Annotated in this window: 15 protein-coding genes and 1 pseudogene; 7 read left to right on the forward strand and 9 right to left on the reverse strand. The window is 72.0% G+C overall.

Translation table 11 applies throughout. The features are described 5' to 3' along the window. Window positions 1-269 precede the first annotated feature (269 nt). The 3 genes from VSR01_RS09785 to VSR01_RS09795 are packed head-to-tail and all read left to right on the forward strand — an operon-like array spanning window position 270 to window position 3,849. Entirely contained in the window at window positions 270-2,552 is a 2,283-nt protein-coding gene (locus VSR01_RS09785) for a hypothetical protein (protein WP_326448863.1), read from the forward strand. 35 nt (window positions 2,553-2,587) lie between these two features. Then, on the forward strand, window positions 2,588-2,782 hold the full coding sequence (locus VSR01_RS09790; RefSeq protein ID WP_326448864.1) for a hypothetical protein: 195 nt from the start codon (window positions 2,588-2,590) through the stop codon (window positions 2,780-2,782). Further along, a complete protein-coding gene (locus VSR01_RS09795) occupies window positions 2,782-3,849 on the forward strand; it encodes a S53 family peptidase (RefSeq protein ID WP_326448865.1) in 1,068 nt (355 codons plus the stop codon). Before VSR01_RS09790 ends, VSR01_RS09795 begins: the two co-directional genes overlap by 1 nt. Before the next feature lie 134 nt (window positions 3,850-3,983). Here VSR01_RS09795 and VSR01_RS09800 read toward each other — a convergent pair whose 3' ends face one another. Further along, window positions 3,984-4,328 carry an ArsR/SmtB family transcription factor gene (locus VSR01_RS09800; RefSeq protein WP_326448866.1) on the reverse strand — a complete coding sequence of 115 codons (345 nt, stop codon included), beginning with the start codon at window positions 4,326-4,328 and terminating at the stop codon, window positions 3,984-3,986. A 199-nt stretch (window positions 4,329-4,527) separates the two neighbouring features. Here VSR01_RS09800 and VSR01_RS09805 point away from each other — a divergent pair, with 199 nt between their 5' ends. Then, window positions 4,528-5,742, forward strand: coding sequence for an MFS transporter (locus VSR01_RS09805; RefSeq protein ID WP_326448867.1), 1,215 nt, complete (start codon window positions 4,528-4,530; stop codon window positions 5,740-5,742). An 89-nt stretch (window positions 5,743-5,831) separates the two neighbouring features. On the opposite strand, the gene VSR01_RS09810 is transcribed toward VSR01_RS09805, so the two are convergent. After that, window positions 5,832-6,611: a response regulator transcription factor gene (locus VSR01_RS09810; RefSeq protein ID WP_326448868.1), complete on the reverse strand. Its 780-nt coding sequence runs from the start codon at window positions 6,609-6,611 to the stop codon at window positions 5,832-5,834. Window positions 6,612-7,214: 603 nt separating this feature from the next. Between VSR01_RS09810 and VSR01_RS09815 the strand changes: the two genes are divergently transcribed. Then, the gene (locus tag VSR01_RS09815) at window positions 7,215-7,928 is read left to right on the forward strand and encodes an SDR family oxidoreductase (protein WP_326448869.1); all 714 of its coding nucleotides are present in this window, start codon (window positions 7,215-7,217) and stop codon (window positions 7,926-7,928) included. A gap of 137 nt (window positions 7,929-8,065) precedes the next feature. Here the strand turns inward: VSR01_RS09815 and VSR01_RS09820 are convergent, their stop codons facing one another. From VSR01_RS09820 to VSR01_RS09835, 4 genes are all read right to left on the reverse strand, one after another. Next, window positions 8,066-8,284, reverse strand: coding sequence for a hypothetical protein (locus VSR01_RS09820; protein WP_326448870.1), 219 nt, complete (start codon window positions 8,282-8,284; stop codon window positions 8,066-8,068). Window positions 8,285-8,307: 23 nt separating this feature from the next. Next, the gene (locus tag VSR01_RS09825) at window positions 8,308-9,057 is read right to left on the reverse strand and encodes a hypothetical protein (RefSeq protein WP_326448871.1); all 750 of its coding nucleotides are present in this window, start codon (window positions 9,055-9,057) and stop codon (window positions 8,308-8,310) included. 188 nt (window positions 9,058-9,245) lie between these two features. Continuing rightward, the gene (locus VSR01_RS09830; RefSeq protein WP_326448872.1) at window positions 9,246-10,586 is read right to left on the reverse strand and encodes an acyltransferase; all 1,341 of its coding nucleotides are present in this window, start codon (window positions 10,584-10,586) and stop codon (window positions 9,246-9,248) included. A gap of 268 nt (window positions 10,587-10,854) precedes the next feature. Continuing rightward, on the reverse strand, window positions 10,855-11,487 hold the full coding sequence (locus VSR01_RS09835; RefSeq protein WP_326448873.1) for a TetR/AcrR family transcriptional regulator: 633 nt from the start codon (window positions 11,485-11,487) through the stop codon (window positions 10,855-10,857). Between the two features lie 87 nt (window positions 11,488-11,574). On the opposite strand from VSR01_RS09835, the gene VSR01_RS09840 reads away from it, so the two are divergent. Then, on the forward strand, window positions 11,575-12,594 hold the full coding sequence (locus tag VSR01_RS09840; protein WP_326448874.1) for an NAD-dependent epimerase/dehydratase family protein: 1,020 nt from the start codon (window positions 11,575-11,577) through the stop codon (window positions 12,592-12,594). Window positions 12,595-12,665: 71 nt separating this feature from the next. Here VSR01_RS09840 and VSR01_RS09845 read toward each other — a convergent pair whose 3' ends face one another. The 3 genes and pseudogenes from VSR01_RS09845 to VSR01_RS09855 all read right to left on the reverse strand — a co-directional run. Beyond that, window positions 12,666-13,481, reverse strand: coding sequence for an NAD-dependent epimerase/dehydratase family protein (locus VSR01_RS09845; RefSeq protein ID WP_326448875.1), 816 nt, complete (start codon window positions 13,479-13,481; stop codon window positions 12,666-12,668). Then, complete coding sequence (locus VSR01_RS09850) at window positions 13,478-13,951, reverse strand: MarR family winged helix-turn-helix transcriptional regulator (protein WP_326448876.1); 474 nt, start codon at window positions 13,949-13,951, stop codon at window positions 13,478-13,480. The genes VSR01_RS09845 and VSR01_RS09850 overlap by 4 nt, the downstream gene beginning before the upstream one ends. Before the next feature lie 166 nt (window positions 13,952-14,117). After that, window positions 14,118-14,361 (reverse strand): annotated as a pseudogene (locus VSR01_RS09855) (aldehyde dehydrogenase family protein); the annotation flags it as partial. A gap of 450 nt (window positions 14,362-14,811) precedes the next feature. Here VSR01_RS09855 and VSR01_RS09860 point away from each other — a divergent pair. Next, entirely contained in the window at window positions 14,812-15,432 is a 621-nt protein-coding gene (locus VSR01_RS09860; RefSeq protein WP_326448877.1) for a malectin domain-containing carbohydrate-binding protein, read from the forward strand. Window positions 15,433-15,642 lie beyond the last annotated feature (210 nt).

A 15,642-nucleotide genomic window follows, 5' to 3' on the forward strand; every position in this document is an offset into this window, starting at 1 on the left:
CAGCGCCGCAAATGCTGCCACACCGATGTGACCGGCACCTGTTACATTTTGACAGTCCGGTCACACTCGTTTGCCGCCACCGCCCCGCAGTGAAAGCTCCTTGGCGCACCACCACCTCGACCAAGGAGATACGCGTGGGCATGGATGTATCGACCACCGGGTGGCCCGCTCCACCGAAAGCGGCCCCCTTACTCCGGAAACGCGGCCGGACTTTTCGCACCCGGCTCGCCGCAGCCGTCGCTCTCGGCCTCACCGCCTGCACGGCGGCGGTGACGGGCAGCACCGCGCGGGCCGCCGCTCCGGACAGCGCGTTTCCGGCCACGACGGGGACCCGTGTCCAGTACGTCACGCTGATCACCGGCGACCGGGTCGCCGTCACCACCACCGCGTCCGGCCGGGACGTCCTGGCCGTGCGTCCGGCCTCGCGCGCGGCCGGGGACGGCGCGTTCGCCTTCTTCCAGGACGCTTCCGGCGACCGGTACGTGATTCCGGCGTCCGCCGAACCGTACGCGGGACGGCAGTTGGACCTGTCCCTGTTCGACGTCACCGCGTTGCTGAAGGACCCCTCGGCCGCCGACCGGGTGCCGGTGACCGTGTCCTTCACCGCCGGTACCCGGCCGACCGCGCCGACCGGGCTGACGCTGACCACCACCACCGCGGCGCCCGCGGGCGCCCGCGCCGGACAGGGCGCCTCGGCGCACGGCTACGCCACCGCCGCCTCGGGCCGGCGCTTGGCGCGGCTGCTGAAGCAGCGCATCGGCGCCGACGTCGCGGCGGGCCGCACGCCCGGCACCACCCCGCTGTTCCAGGGGGTGGCGTCGATCGGCAGGACCGGCGCGGCCGGCCGGACCGCCGGGGCCGGCACGACCAGCGGGGCCGGCACGGCCGCGCCGCCGGGCGCCTCCGCCGACAGTCTCCAGGGCGGCACGTCCAACGGCTACAAACTCGACATCCTCACCCTGAACGTCGAGGACCGCTCCGGTGCCGGGGCCACCGGCCCGCTGCTGCTGACCGACACCGACGACGCGACCGTGTTCGCGGCCGTGCTCCCGGTCGTCGACGGCGTCGAAAAGGTGGCGGTTCCCGACGGCCACTACAGCGCCGCCGCACCCGTGCCGACGTACGACGCGGCGGGCGGCGTCACCGCGCAGTCCCTGGTCTCCCTCACCGACATCACCGTGTCCGGCGCCACCACCGAGGATCTGGACGCGCGCACGGCCACGTCCTCGCTGACCGCCGACACCCCCCGCCCGGCCGACGCCGACTTCATCAGCGCCAACTGGGCCCGGGCCGACGCCACCGGGCAGGTGCCGCTCGTGTCCGCCCCGACCGTCTACACGACCACCGCCGACGGCACCCCGGTCTACGCCAACGCCCAGCCGCCGGCCGCCGTCGGCACGGTCGGCTACACCGAGCAGTGGTCCGGCCACGCCCCCGGCGCCACCGGCGGCTACCGCTACGACCTCGCCTCGGCGTCCACCGACGACGTCCCCGCCGATCAGCGGATCCGCGTCACCACCGAGCAGCTCGCCGCCGTGGCCGAACGCTACGACCGCGACCCGGCCGGCCCCGCTGACGGCCAGGTGACCGGCGAGGAACTCACCTCGAACACACCCGCCATGTGGTCGGCGGTCGCGGACCAGACCATGCCCGCCCGCCTCACGGACTACCTGAGCACCTTCAACGGAGGCGACTGGCTCCAGGAGTCGTTCACCGGCGACCTCGTCTTCATCGGCGAGCGCGCCGTGCAGTCCGGACACGGCTACTCCGTCGCCTGGGCGCACGGGCCGCTGGCCCTGGGCCTGGGCCAGTACCCGGACACGATCCCGGCCGGGATCTGTGAGGCGTGCGTCGCGGACGGCGACCTGCTGGTCCTCATGGAGATGACCGACAGCGATCCGGGCCACACCGGCGGCACCAGCGTCTACGCCGACTCTTCCCGCGCGTACCAGGCGAGTCTCTACCGCGACGGCGCCCTGGTGGACAGCGAGGACAGCCCCGGCGTCTACGCCGAGGGCCAGGACGCGCCCGGCGCCCGCTACCGATTCGTCGCCGACCAGGACGCCGGCGCCGACGCCTCCGTCAGCCAGTCCACCAGCAGCCACACCGAGCTGACCTTCGGCCTGCCCTCGGCGACGGACACCGCGTCCCTGCTGCCGGGCGCCCTGTCCTGCGCGGGCCAGTCCGACAGCGCGCCCTGCCGGGTCCTGCCGCTGCTCACCGCGCACTACGACCTGGCCACCGACGGCACCGGCACCAGCCACTGCACCGACCAGAGCATGGGCGTGGAGATCGGCCACGTGGCCTACCAGGGCGCCGGCTCGCGGGCCGCGATCACCTCCGCCGCCGTCCAGGTCTCCTTCAACGCCGGCCAGACCTGGCACGACACCGCGGTCACCGGCTCCGCCGGCCACTACCAGGCGCACTGGACCAACCCGGCCGCCGCGCGCGGCACCAGCCCCTCGATCCGGGTCACCGCCGCCGACGCCGACGGCGACACCCTCAGCCAGACGGTGCTGCACGCCTACACCGTCGCCGCCGCCACCTCATGACCCCCGTACCTCCCCACAAGGAGACACCTTCCGCGATGAGAACCGCTCCCCGCGCGCTGCGCACCCTGCGCACCGCCGCCACCCTCTTACTGCCGCTCGCCCTGGCGATACCCGCCGCCGGCGCCGTCCAGGCGGCCGCGCCCGGCACGGCCCCGGGCAGCGCGCGCAGCACCGTGCCGGCCGATGTCGAGAACGCCTGCGGACCGGTGCCGGCCGGGTCCGCTGCCTGATGGAGGTCCGCACCGACGTCTCCGGCGGCCGGGGCGTGCGCGGCCCCGCCGCGGCGGCGGGCGCCGCCGACTCGGCCCTTCCCGAGGGGTACGGACCGGCGGACCTGCGCTCGGCGTACCACCTGCCCGCCGCCGGCGGCGCCGACCAGACCGTCGCGCTCGTCGACGCCTACGACGACCCCACCGCCGAGGCCGACCTCGCCGTGTACCGCGCCACGTACGGACTGCCGGCCTGCACCACCGACAACGGCTGCTTCCGCAAGGTGAACCAGAGCGGTCAGCCGAGCCCGCTGCCGCAGTCGGCGGGCACCAGCGGCTGGGCCGGCGAGACGGCGCTCGACCTCGACATGGTGTCCGCGGCCTGCCCGCAGTGCCACATCCTGCTCGTCGAGGGGGACGAGCCCACCGTGACGGACCTGGCGCAGGCCGTGGACACCGCCGTCGCCCTGGGCGCGAACGAGGTGTCGAACAGCTACGGAGGCACCGAGGCGAACGGGGACGACGCCTTCGCCCGGGACTACAGCCACCCCGGAGTGGCGGTGGTGGCTGCCTCCGGCGACGCCGGTTACGGAGTGCCGAACTTTCCGGCTGCCTATCCCGGGGTCGTCGCGACGGGCGGCACCACACTGACCCCGGCCGGCAACGACCGCGGCTGGCAGGAGACCGCCTGGGCCGGAGCGGGCAGCGGCTGCTCCGCGTGGTTCGCCAAACCGGCCTGGCAGCAGGACACGGACTGCCCGGGCCGCACCGTCGCGGACGTCTCCGCCGTCGCCGACCCGCAGACCGGGCTCGCGACGTACAACACCACCGGGCGGCCGGCCGGGTGGAGCGTGGTGGGCGGCACGAGCGCGTCCTCGCCGTTCATCGCCGGGCTGATCGCACTGGCCGGGAACCCCTCGGCCTTCCCCGACGCCTCCCGGTTCTACTCCGCCGACGCGGCTCCCGGCCTCAACGACGTGGTCGGCGGCGGCAACGGCACCTGCCAGGGCGACTACCTGTGCACGGCCGTGGCTGGGTACGACGGCCCCACGGGCAACGGAACGCCGAACGGGCTGGCCGCCTTCTGAGCCCGCCGTCCCCCTGAAAGGGCGGGGCGGTGCGCGGAGCGCGGCTGCGGCCCGCACGCGCACCGCCCCGGCCCGCCCCGGCCTGACCCGGCCCGCCCCGGCCCGCCCCGGCCCGTCTCCGGACACGGGTCAGCTCAGGCGCCACTGCGCGACGCGGCGCCCGGCATCTCGGACTCGGCGTTCGCCAGCACCGCCGCGAGCAGGCCGGGGAAACGGTCCTCGAACTCTTCGGTGCGCAAGCGGGCGGTCTGCTGCTGCCCCTGGTGCGTACGCCAGATGAGACCGCACGCGCGCAGCACGCGGAAATGGTGAGAGGCGTTGGACTTGCTGATGCCCAGAGCGTTGTAGATGTCGTTGCACTCCGTCTCGCCCTGGCGGGCGAGGAGGCTGACGATCGCGAGTCTAAGCGGCTCGCTCAGCCCGTGCAGGGCCTCGACCAGACTGACGTCGGCCAGGTCCGCGTGGACAGGATCCCGCATGAGTCTTCTCAATCTCCTCGGCTGTCGGAACGGGCCACGACGGCGGTGCCCGCTCGACCGGACGAGCGCCGTCGTCTTCGATTGTCCCGGCCGGGAGGCGAGCGCCGTGCAGCGGTGACCGCCTGGGCCCGCGACACGGGCCGCGGACGCCCCGCCCGACGTCTTTCCAAAGGTTCAGCAACCACTGTACCTTTGGACCATGACTCCACGGATCTACCTCTTAGCCCTCGGTACCTTCACCGTCGGCACGGAGGGCTACGTCATCGCGGGCGTCCTCCCCGACGTGGCGCACGACCTCCACTCGTCGGTTTCGGTGGGCGGACAGATGGTCACGGTGTTCGCCCTCGTCTACGCCCTCGCCGGGCCGCCGCTGATCGGCCTCTTCCAGCATGTCCGCCCCAAGCGCCTGCTCGTCGGGGCGGCGCTGGGCTTCGCGGCGGCCAACCTGCTGGCCGCCGCCGCTCCCGACATCTGGGTGCTGGCCGGCGCCCGGGTGTTCGCCGCGGTGGGCGCCGCGCTCTTCGCCGCGCCGGCCGCGGCCGCCGCGGCGGCGCTGTCCACCCCGGAGGAACTGCCCCGGGCGATCGCGGTGACCGCGGGCGGCAACGCCGTCGCGCTCACCCTGGGCGCGCCCATCGGCACCCTGATCGGCGGGGCGTTCGGCTGGCGTGCGGCGTTCGTCTTCGTCACCGCCCTCTCGCTGGTGACCGCCCTGGCGGTGGAGTTCGGCCTGCCGGAGATCCCGGTGGGGTCCTCGTCCGTCGCCGGCCGGCTCAACCTGCTCCGCCACGGGGCCGTTCGCTGGGGGCTGGCCACCACGCTCGGCCTGTTCCTCGCCGCCTACAGCGTCTACACCTACCTGTCCCCCGTCGTGCACCGGTCCGCCGGGCTCGGCAGCGGCGGCGTCGCGTCGTTGATGATCGTTTTCGGCGCGGGCGGCTTCCTGGCCGGCCGGGTCATCCACGCGGTGCTCGCCCGCTGGCACCTCGCGGCGGTCCTGCGGACGGTCCTGCTGGTGATCACCGGGCTGCTGGCCGTACTGACGCTGCTCACGGTCACCCATGTCCCCGACGTGGCGCGGTACGCGGAGTTCCCGTTGCTGTTCGCCTTCGGCGCCGCCTGGTGGTCCGGCGGCATCAGCCAGCAGACGCGGCTGGCCGGTCTGGCGCCACAGCAGCGCTCGCAGGTCCTGGGCCTGCACTTTTCCGCCCAGTTCCTGGGCGTCGCCATCGGCGGCGCGCTCGGCGGGCTGGCCCTGTCGGCGGTGAGCGCGGGAGCGGTTCCGGTGGTGGGCGGGCTGGTCGCCCTGGCCACGCTGGTCAGCGTCCGCCAGACCGTACCGGCGCCGGCCGCCCGGACGTCCGGCGTGGACACGCCCGGGGTGCCCGCGAACGACCCGGCATCCGCCCGGTGACCGTACGGCCGACGCCCCCACGGCCGTACGCGTGCCGGCAGGCGCACCCGGTGCGGTCCCGAGCGCACCCGGTGCGGTCCGGCCTGCGGTCAACTCGCCCGTTCCTCGCCCGCCGGCCAGGACTGCGGCGGCGCCAGCCGGAACCCCACCCCGCGGACGGTCTCGATCATCTTCGGCGTCCCGAGCTTCTTGCGCAGGCTGGCGATGTGGACGCCCAGCGTCCGGGTGTCGCCGGCGCCGTCGTGGCCCCAGACCGCGGTCATGAGGTGGGCCCGGGTGAAGACGCGGTCGAGGTCCGAGACGAGGACGGCCAGGATGTCGAACTCCTTGCGGGTGAGCTGAACATCCCGGTTGTGCACGGCGATCCGCCGCCGGCGCAGGTCGACGCGGATGTGGCCGACCTGGTGGACCTGGTGGACCTGTTCGAACCGCCCGACCTGGTAGGCCGGGTGGACCTGGTGCGGCCGGCTCCCTCGCACCGGCCGGCCCACGGCGCCGGGCCGGGGCGCCCAGTGGGCACGGGCCCGCCTGCTGGCCGCCTCGACGCGGGCGGTCAACTCGCGCCCGCTGCAGGGGTACACGATGTAGTCGTCGGCGCCGAGCTTGAAACTCAGCACCCGGTCGACTTCGTCGTTCCGCGTGGTGATCATGATGACCGGCACCGGCGACACCGCGCGGACCGCCTGGCAGACGTCGAATCCGTCGACATCGGCGAGAAGGACGTCGAGGAATACGGCGTCGACGTCACCGCAGCGTTCCAGGACGATACCGCTGTCGGATCCCGTCTCGACGTGATAGCCCTGATCGCGTAAGTCACCCGCGATACCGGAAACTAAGTCGTCATCGCGGGAAACAGCGAGAACCTGCATGTATCTGCTCCCTTTTCAGCGTCATGCCCCGGCACCGGTCGACCCTGTGGGGTGCGGCACCGGAAGTGACTGAGTGGAAAATCCGGAGTGAGCGCCCCCGATTTCCCGGAATGAGCGGCGCACAGGGAAGCGGACTTTTGTGTTCCGGACCCCGCTGCCGTGACCCACCCCGCACTGTCGCGCGTCGCCCCTCGTCAGGACCGGCGTCGGTGCCGGCCGGGGCCGCTCCCATGGTGAGGATTCGGCCTGCCGTACGCATCGAGTGACGCACTTCACATCTCCACTGTGGCGCCGATATGCGCTCTTGAATGGGCTCCAGACGGACAGCTCAATTAGTCTACATGGACCGCATGGACCGTCAAGTGCACACTATATTTAGTTTACTTGTTGTGCGGATTACCAGGTCAGCCCGCAATGGGGATCGACAGCCACCCCGCACCCCGCCTCCCGACAGTTTTCACCGGCGCGCCGGAATGCTTGGGGAACGTCCGCGCCGTATTGTCAATGCCGGTTTGCGCCGTTTGCCGCGCGGACCGATGACCGGAGGCCGGCCGGACGCCGGCGGTCGCACGACACGGCACGGGAATGACGGGAGCGGGACCGATGAAGGATCAGGCCGGGCGGCACGTTCTGGTGGCGGGCGGGACCTCGGGCGTGGGACTGGCCACCGCCAAGGCGTTCGCCGCGCTCGGGGCCGAGGTCACGGTCGTCTCGCGTGGCAAGGAGCGGGTGGACGCGGCGGTGGCCGAGATCGGCGGCGGGTGCCGCGGCAGGGTCCTGGACCTGCGCGACGCCGACGCCGTCGAGGAATTCTGCGCGCCGGCCGCGTTCGACCACGCGGTCTGCGCCACCGCGGGCGCGGCCCGGGGCCGGGCGGACAGCCTGCCGCTGGCCGAGGCGCGGGCCGCCATGGACAGTAAGTTCTGGAGCGCTTACCACCTTGCCCGCAGCGTGCGCCTGCGTCCCGGCGGCTCGCTGACCTTGGTGACCGGCCACTTGTCGGTGCGCCCGGGACCGGCGTCGGCGCTGCAGAGCGCGGTGAACGGCGCCCTGGAATCGCTGGTACGGGCACTGGCGCTGGAACTGGCCCCGGTCCGTGTCAACGCGGTCTCTCCGGGGTTGCTGCGCACCCCGCTGTGGGATTCCCTGCCGGCGCGGGAGCGGGCCCGGATGTATACGGCCGCCGAGGAGCGGCTACCGGTGGGCCGCGTCGGGGAGGCGTCGGACGTCGCCGACGCCATCGCGTTTCTGGCGGGCAACGGCTACACCACGGGGGCGACCTTGTTCGTGGACGGCGGAGGCGTCGTCGCCCGCTGAGCGAGGAGGGCCCAGTCGCCGGACACCCGCCCGGCTGCGGCCCCCGCGTACGAGCCGGCGCCGACCCGCCCTTCCCGCCGTTCGCATCGCGGCCGGTGGGAAGGGGGGCCCGCGCCTGGCCGGCGTGGACGAGGGGCTCAGGACGGGCGGGCGTGCGAGGGACGGTGGGCGGGGACCCGGGTGGGCGTACCGGTGCGGACGCCGGCGCCGACGCCCCCCTCCCTCCCGGTAGGGGCAGGGGTACGGGAACGGGTTCGGTCGCCGAGCTGCTCCAGCGTGCGCCGCACGATCTCCCCCATCAGCTCCCCTTGCGTGTCCATGTGCGTGTCCATGCGGGTGTCCATGTGCGTGTCCATGCGCATCCCCACGTGCGTGCCCGTCAGCATCGCACCGGGTTCGTCAGCTCCAGCCCGGAGGCCGAGTCGCGCAGCGTGATCACGTCGCCGTCGCGCAGCTCCACGCCGTCCTTGTGGGAGCTGACGCAGGAACCCAGCAGGAGGTAGACGATCATCCCGGGCGGGAACAGCCCGGAGCGGCGCAGAAGCAGACGTTCCATCAGCGCCCGCGAGTAGAGCATGGCCTGCCGGCCCAGCGCGCCGCGCCGCCGCCACACGGCGGCCCCCTCGCGCTCGATGGACGCGTGCACCGTACTGGTGGCCGGCAGGTCCGCGAGGACGACGTCGGAACAGACGGCCGTGGGGTGCAGTTTGGAGAGATTGGCCAGATTGCGGTGCGCGCTGCGCAGCCCGGCGTCGGAGAAGTCGTTGGCCAGGGTGTGACCGAGGTACACGGCCTCACCGCGGGTATTCACGCAGTAGATCGCGCAGTACTCGGCTTCCGCGCCGCCGCCGACCACCATGGAGGTGCCGGCCAGCGGCTGCCCTTCGGTGACGAGGAGCGAGCCGGGCCCCTTGTAGTAGAAGTCCAGGTTGCCCTTCTCCACCCTGACGCCGTTCACCGCGACGTGCGAGTACCCGAAGCTGTAGACCGCGGAGAGCGCCGGCGAGGGCGGCAGGAACGGTACCCCGGTGGGCCGTGGCGCCGTGCCGGTCCCAGCCCTCTCACCGCCGGGTGAACCGGGTCCGGCGGCGTACCGGTGCCAGGGCTGCCCGCTGTCCGCGAAGGCCACCGCGAGGTCGTACCAGGGCGAGGTGCCGCCGGCCGGGTGCCGGCGGAGCTTCGCGGCTCCGGGGCGGGTGATGCGCCCAGCCCGGAGAGCAGCAGCGGGCCGCCGGCCACCACCGCCGGGTCCTGCCGTGTGTCGATCGCCATATCGTGTCCCTCTCGCTCGATGGTGCGCTCGGGGATGGGGAGGGGTCACTTCTTGGCGAAGACCTTGAAGCTCCGGCCGTCCACGGTGATGTCCCGCGTCTCCACCAGGCGGTCCGCCCCCTGCGGTCCGTCGGCCAGCCCGCGGGCCTCGGCGATGAGCACGCCGCCGGGCAGCAGGACCCGCTGGAGTTCGGGCAGCGGCACGGACGCGGCGGCCGGGTCGTACTCGGCGACCACCAGCTCGTAACCGACCCGCTTGTCGTAGTGGTACGTCCCGGCGGTCTCCAGCGGCAGGGCGGTGCCGGTGAGGTCGGAGCGGACGCGGACGCGCTTGGCCTTGGCGTACGACGCCCACTGGAGCAGGTAGGGGGTCAGTTCCTGCGAGCCGGTGACGATGTCGAGGCGGCCGCCGGACAGCGCCGGGACCAGGCGCAGCGATCCGGGCCGGACCAGCAGGGCCCGGGGGGCGGCGCCGGCGTCCTGCACGGACTCGGCGAACGGCGTGAGGTCGCCGGAGCCGAGCAGTGCGCCCGCCCGGTCGGCGTAGACCTGCCGCCAGTCGCGGTCGACCGCCGCCCAGTCGGAGATCCGCAGCGTCTCCTCGACCGTCAGGCGGTAGCGACCGAGCAGGAAGGCCTTGAAGGGCTGGTACTGCAGGATGCGGTCGTGGTCCCCCACGATGGAGTAGTCGCCCACCCAGTTGTTGATGAACGACCGGGTCCCGACGATGCTGCCCAGCCCCAGGTAGTCGCTGTTCCAGCCGACCATGGCGTCCCGGCCGACCCAGGCGTAGTCGCGCAGGGTGACGCCCGGCTGGGTGGTCATCGAGACGGTCCGCGCGCCGACCGAGGGACGGCCGTAGGCGCCGTGGTCCTGCCGCAGCAGCATGCTGCCCGGCGAGAGCCAGACGCCGTCGCCCATCGTGATGTCGCCGCCGGCGTTGATGCCGCTGTTCTTGCCGAACCGTACGTAGCGGCCGATCCGGATCCGCGGGATGTGGTGCGCGGCCAGGCCGTACTGGTGGTCGGCGTGCGGGGCGCTGAAATAGGCGCCGCCCTCGAAGTGCGTGGGCAGGATCCAGTGCTGGCCGGCGCCCTCCTTGACCAGGAGGGGCTCGCCCGTGGTGTCCACGGCGAAGTGCCCGTGGGGCAGGCTCAGTTCGGCCGCGAGGCGGGCGAACCGCGTGGCGACCAGCCGGCCGAATTCCATCTGCTGCTGCTCGTCGCCGATGGCCGCGGAGAGTGTGCGCAGTTCCTTGAGCACCTGGGCGTACCGCACGATCGGGTACGGGACGGCGGGCACGTCGGCGGCCAGCCGTGCGGGCAGTTCGTGCGGCGCGACCCGTTCCACGGTGGTGTTCACGTCGAAGTAGTCGGACTTGTTCACCAGATCTCCCTCGTATCGACTCCCGGCGGAATGCGGCCTGTGCCGCCGATGGGTACGGTCGCCGCTGACCGCCGCATCCTGTCCGCCGGAGGTTCACACCGACAGCGTCGCGACGACCGCGAGGCGATACAAGAAAATACGGTTCAGATTTTCATCATTTCGGGATGCCAAATATCAAATATCACCAAGGGTCTTATGAAGAGCCCTGGTGGGAGAGCTGTCCGCCGCCCGGCCCCGCCCCCCTACGCAATGCTCGTCACCCCACCCCCTACGGAATGTTCGTCCGCGGAGGTCCGGACACGTCGAGGAGCGCGAGCATGGCGGGAAGCAGGTCGCTGTGCAGCGGATCCGGATTGCCGCTGTCGATCGCGCCCTCCAGCGCGAGGGTCGTGTACCCGTGCACGAGGGACCAGACCGCGTAGCTCGGCAGGAGTGCCGGGTCGGTGTCGTGAGCCGCCGGTTCGGCGTCCTCGCCGCGCACGGCGCGGTTTAGAATGCCAAGGGCGCGGTGCTTCTGCTCGGCCAGTTCGGATGCGGTGAAGTCGAACTGCGTCATCCGCCACATCAGGTCGAACAGGGCACGGTTCTCACCCGCGAAGTCGACGTACTCCGCGGCGACGCGCGTGACGCGCTCTCGCGCGTCGAGCCCGGCGAGTTCGAGTGATGCGAGCCGATCGCACAATTGCCGGTACGCACGGGTCGCGAGCGCGCCGAGGAGCCCGCGCGCGTCACCGAAGTGGTGCTTGGGAGCGGACTGCGACACCCCCGCCCGTCTGGCGGCTTCGCGCATGCTGAACCCGGCGACGCCTTTCTCGGTCAGCACCACGAGCGCGCTGTCGAGCAGCGCGGCGCGCAGGTTGCCGTGGTGGTACTGGTCCCCGGTGCCCGGTCCCTTGCCCATCTCCCCATCGTGGCTCATCCCCTCATCTTGACAGTGAGCAGATGGTTCGTAAACTGCTCACTGTCAAGATGAGGGGACGGAGTGGACATGACGGACAGGGTGCTGGTCACGGGCATCTCGGGGTTCATCGGCGGCCACCTCGCAGCCGAACTGCTGCGGCGCGGCTACGCGGTGCGCGGTTCGGTGCGGTCGCCAGCCCGCGTCGGCGAGGTGCACGCGGCGATGGCGGCAGCTGGCGTCGACACGGCAGGGCTCGACATCTGCCGGCTCGACCTGCTGTCCGATCAGGGATGGGCGGAAGCGTGCGACGGATGCCGATACGCACTGCATGTGGCCTCCCCGTTCGTGTTGACGAAGCCGAAGGACCCGGCCGAGTTGATCCGCCCTGCCGTCGAAGGCGCCACCCGAGCGGTCGGGGCGGCGCTGGACGCGGGCGTGGAACGCGTGGTCATGACCTCGTCGTTGGCGACGGTGCAGTTCGCCCGCGCGCCCGAAGGGCACGTCTACACCGACGCCGACTGGACCGACCCGGACGACCCGCGCCTGAACGCGTACACCGTCTCGAAGGTCAGGGCCGAGCGGGCCGCGCGAGAACTCGTGCGGCAGCGCGGCGTCCCGGACCGGCTCGCCCTCATCAACCCGGGCGCGGTGATCGGGCCGCTCCTGACGAACGATCCGGGGACCTCGGTCACCGCGATCCAGCAAATCATGGCGGGGGCGCTCCCGATGATCCCCGACCTGAGGCTTCCATGGGCCGACGTGCGGGACATCGCCGACGCCCACATCGCCGCGATGACCTCCCCGAGCGCCGCCGGTCGCCGCACGATCGTCGCCACCGACCCGATGTCGCTCATCGAGGTCGCACGAGTCATCCGCGAACGCCTCCCCGAAGCAAGCCGGAAGGTACCCGCACGGGCGATGCCGACCTGGTTCACCTGGCTGGCCAGCGTGTTCGAACCCCAACTGCGCGACAACCGATGGCTGATCGGCCAGAAGCAGCGCTTCGACCGCACCACCGCCGAGGCGCTCCTCGGGCACCCGTTGCGCTCGATCCCGGACGCGATCGAGCAGACCGGGCGCAGCCTGGCCGAACACCAGCTCATCTGAACCCCGGGACGCGACTGCGGCAGACGAGTCGGAGGGCCCTGCGGCGCCCTCCGCCCGAGACGGTACGCGCCTTACAGGGTCCCGGCGGCCGCGGACCGGTACATGCTCGGCACCGTCGGGATGAAGCCCAGTTCGCGGGCGAGCGAGCCGTCGAGGCGGCCCTGCCACGGATCGGTCAGCGGCTCGGCCGACTCCGGGTACTCGACGCCGAGCAGGCGCGCGATCTCCAGCACCGCCGCGGGCGCGTCGTCGGTGATGTTGACCGTGCGCCCGTCCATCACACCGGTGAGGGCAAGCCGCACGGCGACCGCGATGTCCTGGTGGTGGACGAGGCTGAGGGTCTTGGCGGGGTGCCAGTTCCAGGAACCCAGGAGACGGGGCGCGGACTGCAGATGGTCGTCGGCGTCCCCGTAGACGAACGCGAGGCGCAGAATGCTCCACGTCAGCCCGCTCTCGCGCAGCGCGCGCTCGGCTACGATCTTGCTGGCCGGATAGGGCTGCTGGGGATCGGCGGGATCGTCCTCGCGTGCGGGCCCGGGCAGATCGGCGTCGTAGACGAGACCGGTGCTGGCCATGACGACCCGGGCGTCGGGGGCATGGGCCCGGAGCGCCGCGACGAGGTTGCGCGTGCCGTCCACGTTGACCCGCTGGATCTGGTCCGGGTCCGGGGTGCGCAGGACGGCCGCGAGGTGGACGACGGAGGTCACGCCCTGCACGGCCGGCGGAATCGAGGCCGGGTCGAGCAGGTCGCCCTCGACGGGGGTCACGCCCTCGGGCACTTCCCTGCCGGGGCGCACCAGCGCCCGGCAGTCCAGCCCCGCGTCCACGAGGCGGCGCAGGAGGCGGGTTCCGACGAGTTCGGTGCCGCCGGTGATCAGGATGGTCACGTTTGTCTTCTTTCTGGTCTTTCTGAGAGCAGGTCGTAGAGTCGACCTGTCGCTGCGCGGAGCACCCGCGTGGTCGTCTCGATGTCCGTCTGCGGGACATCGCCGAAGGCGACCTCGAGGATGCGGGCAATGGGGTCGGGCAGTTCGCGCCAGAGCGCGGTGCCGGCCGGGGTCAGGGAGAGCACCTTCTGCCGCTGGTCGGCCGCATCAGGTGTCTGCTCCACCAGGCCTTTGCGGACGAGTGCCGCCACCACGCCGGTGAGCGTCGCGCGCTCGACCTGGAGCATGCGCACCAGGTCACGCTGCGGCGTCGCCCCCGCATTGGCGAGCTGGTGCAGGACGTACCACTGGGTCGGTCCGAGATCGTAGGGGCGGAGCACCGACTCGATCACCAGGCGCGACGCCATGTGGTACTTCTTCGCCCAGACGCCGGGAAAGTCGGGGTGCGATTCAGGATGTTCGTTAGTCACCTTACGATTATCGCCGGGGACACGGACCGGCCAAACAGCCCCGGCGAGGGCCACTGCCGGCAGCGGCTGGCGACGGCGTCATGGCCCCCCGGCGCTGCTGTGCGCGGCCCGGCCGGCGGAGCCCGGGAGGGTGCGACGCGGTCAAGGACCGTGGGCCGGTAAAAAGGGGAGAAGACCGCTGCGAGCGTGACGCCGCCGCTGACCGGCGTGCGGCTGTCCGGCTTGAGGAGGACCGCGTTGCCCAGCGCGAGGGCCGGAGCCACGGCGCGGATCGACAGGACGATCGGCGCGTTGAACGGGGCGATCACCGCCACCACCCCGGCCGGGAAGCGGCGACTGAGGCTGAGCCGCGGCTGGGCGGACCGGAGGACCTCGCCGTAGGGCACGGAAGCCAGAGCAGCCGCCTCGTAATCCTGCCGGCCCATCGGCCCGGGTCGAGGAACCTCGTCGTCGTGTTCACATGCTCACCTTTCGGCCGGGCGCAAGGGCGACCGGCACGGCGTCGCCGATGGACGCCCCATCCGGAATCGCTAGGTACCTTACATACTTTGCTAGGTGCCTAGCGTATTGTCAATCTGCTGGGCCGCCGCGGTTCGGGCCAGCTGATCGTTGCTACGGGTGCGCGGGGGCGAATCCGTCGGCCGGCACGCCCTCGGGCCGTCCTGTGCGCCGCGGCGCCCGGTTCCCGACTCCGCCCCGCGCGACAGCCGACCGTCCCTGTCTGATTCAGGCGAAAACGAATTCCGGGCAAAATTCTGGTCCGTCCGCTCTTTCCTTCGCGGACCGATGTTACGGTGCGTCAGGAGCGCACCCAGGCAAGGAAGTCGGGCGCGCATTGAGGCGGTCAGAAGGGGTTTGAAATGCGCAGCAACGGCACAAGGAGAGCAACGGGCACCATACGCGTCGCGCTGAGCGCCGTGACGGCCGCAGCGGCCATCGCGGGGGTCGGTCTGCTGGGCCCGAGCGTCGCCCAGGCTCAGGCCGACACCAACGCGGGCGGCGTGTCGATCGACATCGGCGGCGCCGGGGACAGCACGTTCGTCGCCGACACGTACGGCACCGGCGGCATCCCCGACACCAAGCCGGCGGACGTCGCCAGCCTGCCCAACTTCGCCGCGACCGTCGCCCACCCCATTCCGGCGGCCGTCTGGAACACCTCCCGATTCACCGAGTCCAGCTATTCCGTGCCGGATCTCACTGCGGGAGCCACCTACCAGGTGCGGCTGTACTTTATGGACTGGTATTTCCACCAGGCCGGACAGCGCCTTTTCGACGTGTCCGTCGACGGCACCAAGGTGCTGACGAATTTCGACATCGTCGGCACCGCGACAGCCCACGGAGCCGACGGGCAGGAGGCGTTCGGCGTGGAGGAGGACTTCCCGGTGACGGTGCCGTCCGACGGCACGGTCAGCATCGACTTCATCCGCGGCGCCGCGAACCAGCCGCAGGTCAACGCGATCGCAATCGTACCGTCGTCCTGAAACTCCGGTGCCCGGACCAGGCGCGCGGCCGGATGTCCCGGGCCGCGGCCGTACTCCATGGGCGGTCCGTAAACGTTTGAGTCCGCGGCGGGCGGCCACGTGCCGGTGGTTCATCAGGACGGCCGGCCGACCCGCCGAGGGCGTTCGGTTGACCGTCGGCGACGGTCCGCTGGTGGTCACCGACCTCGGTACCGGCTGCCCGCCGCGGTG

It is taken from the genome of Actinacidiphila sp. DG2A-62, from assembly GCF_035825295.1.
Taxonomy (GTDB): domain Bacteria; phylum Actinomycetota; class Actinomycetes; order Streptomycetales; family Streptomycetaceae; genus Actinacidiphila.

Bases quoted from the DNA above. Each gene is read 5' to 3' on its own strand.
- VSR01_RS09820 (WP_326448870.1), bottom strand. From the start codon at position 8,284: ATGGACACGCACATGGACACCCGCATGGACACGCACATGGACACGCAA.
- VSR01_RS09790 (WP_326448864.1), top strand. From the start codon at position 2,588: ATGAGAACCGCTCCCCGCGCGCTGCGCACCCTGCGCACCGCCGCCACC.
- VSR01_RS09800 (WP_326448866.1), bottom strand. From the start codon at position 4,328: ATGCGGGATCCTGTCCACGCGGACCTGGCCGACGTCAGTCTGGTCGAG.
- VSR01_RS09815 (WP_326448869.1), top strand. From the start codon at position 7,215: ATGAAGGATCAGGCCGGGCGGCACGTTCTGGTGGCGGGCGGGACCTCG.
- VSR01_RS09810 (WP_326448868.1), bottom strand. From the start codon at position 6,611: ATGCAGGTTCTCGCTGTTTCCCGCGATGACGACTTAGTTTCCGGTATC.
- VSR01_RS09840 (WP_326448874.1), top strand. From the start codon at position 11,575: ATGACGGACAGGGTGCTGGTCACGGGCATCTCGGGGTTCATCGGCGGC.
- VSR01_RS09860 (WP_326448877.1), top strand. From the start codon at position 14,812: ATGCGCAGCAACGGCACAAGGAGAGCAACGGGCACCATACGCGTCGCG.
- VSR01_RS09805 (WP_326448867.1), top strand. From the start codon at position 4,528: ATGACTCCACGGATCTACCTCTTAGCCCTCGGTACCTTCACCGTCGGC.
- VSR01_RS09795 (WP_326448865.1), top strand. From the start codon at position 2,782: ATGGAGGTCCGCACCGACGTCTCCGGCGGCCGGGGCGTGCGCGGCCCC.
- VSR01_RS09835 (WP_326448873.1), bottom strand. From the start codon at position 11,487: ATGGGCAAGGGACCGGGCACCGGGGACCAGTACCACCACGGCAACCTG.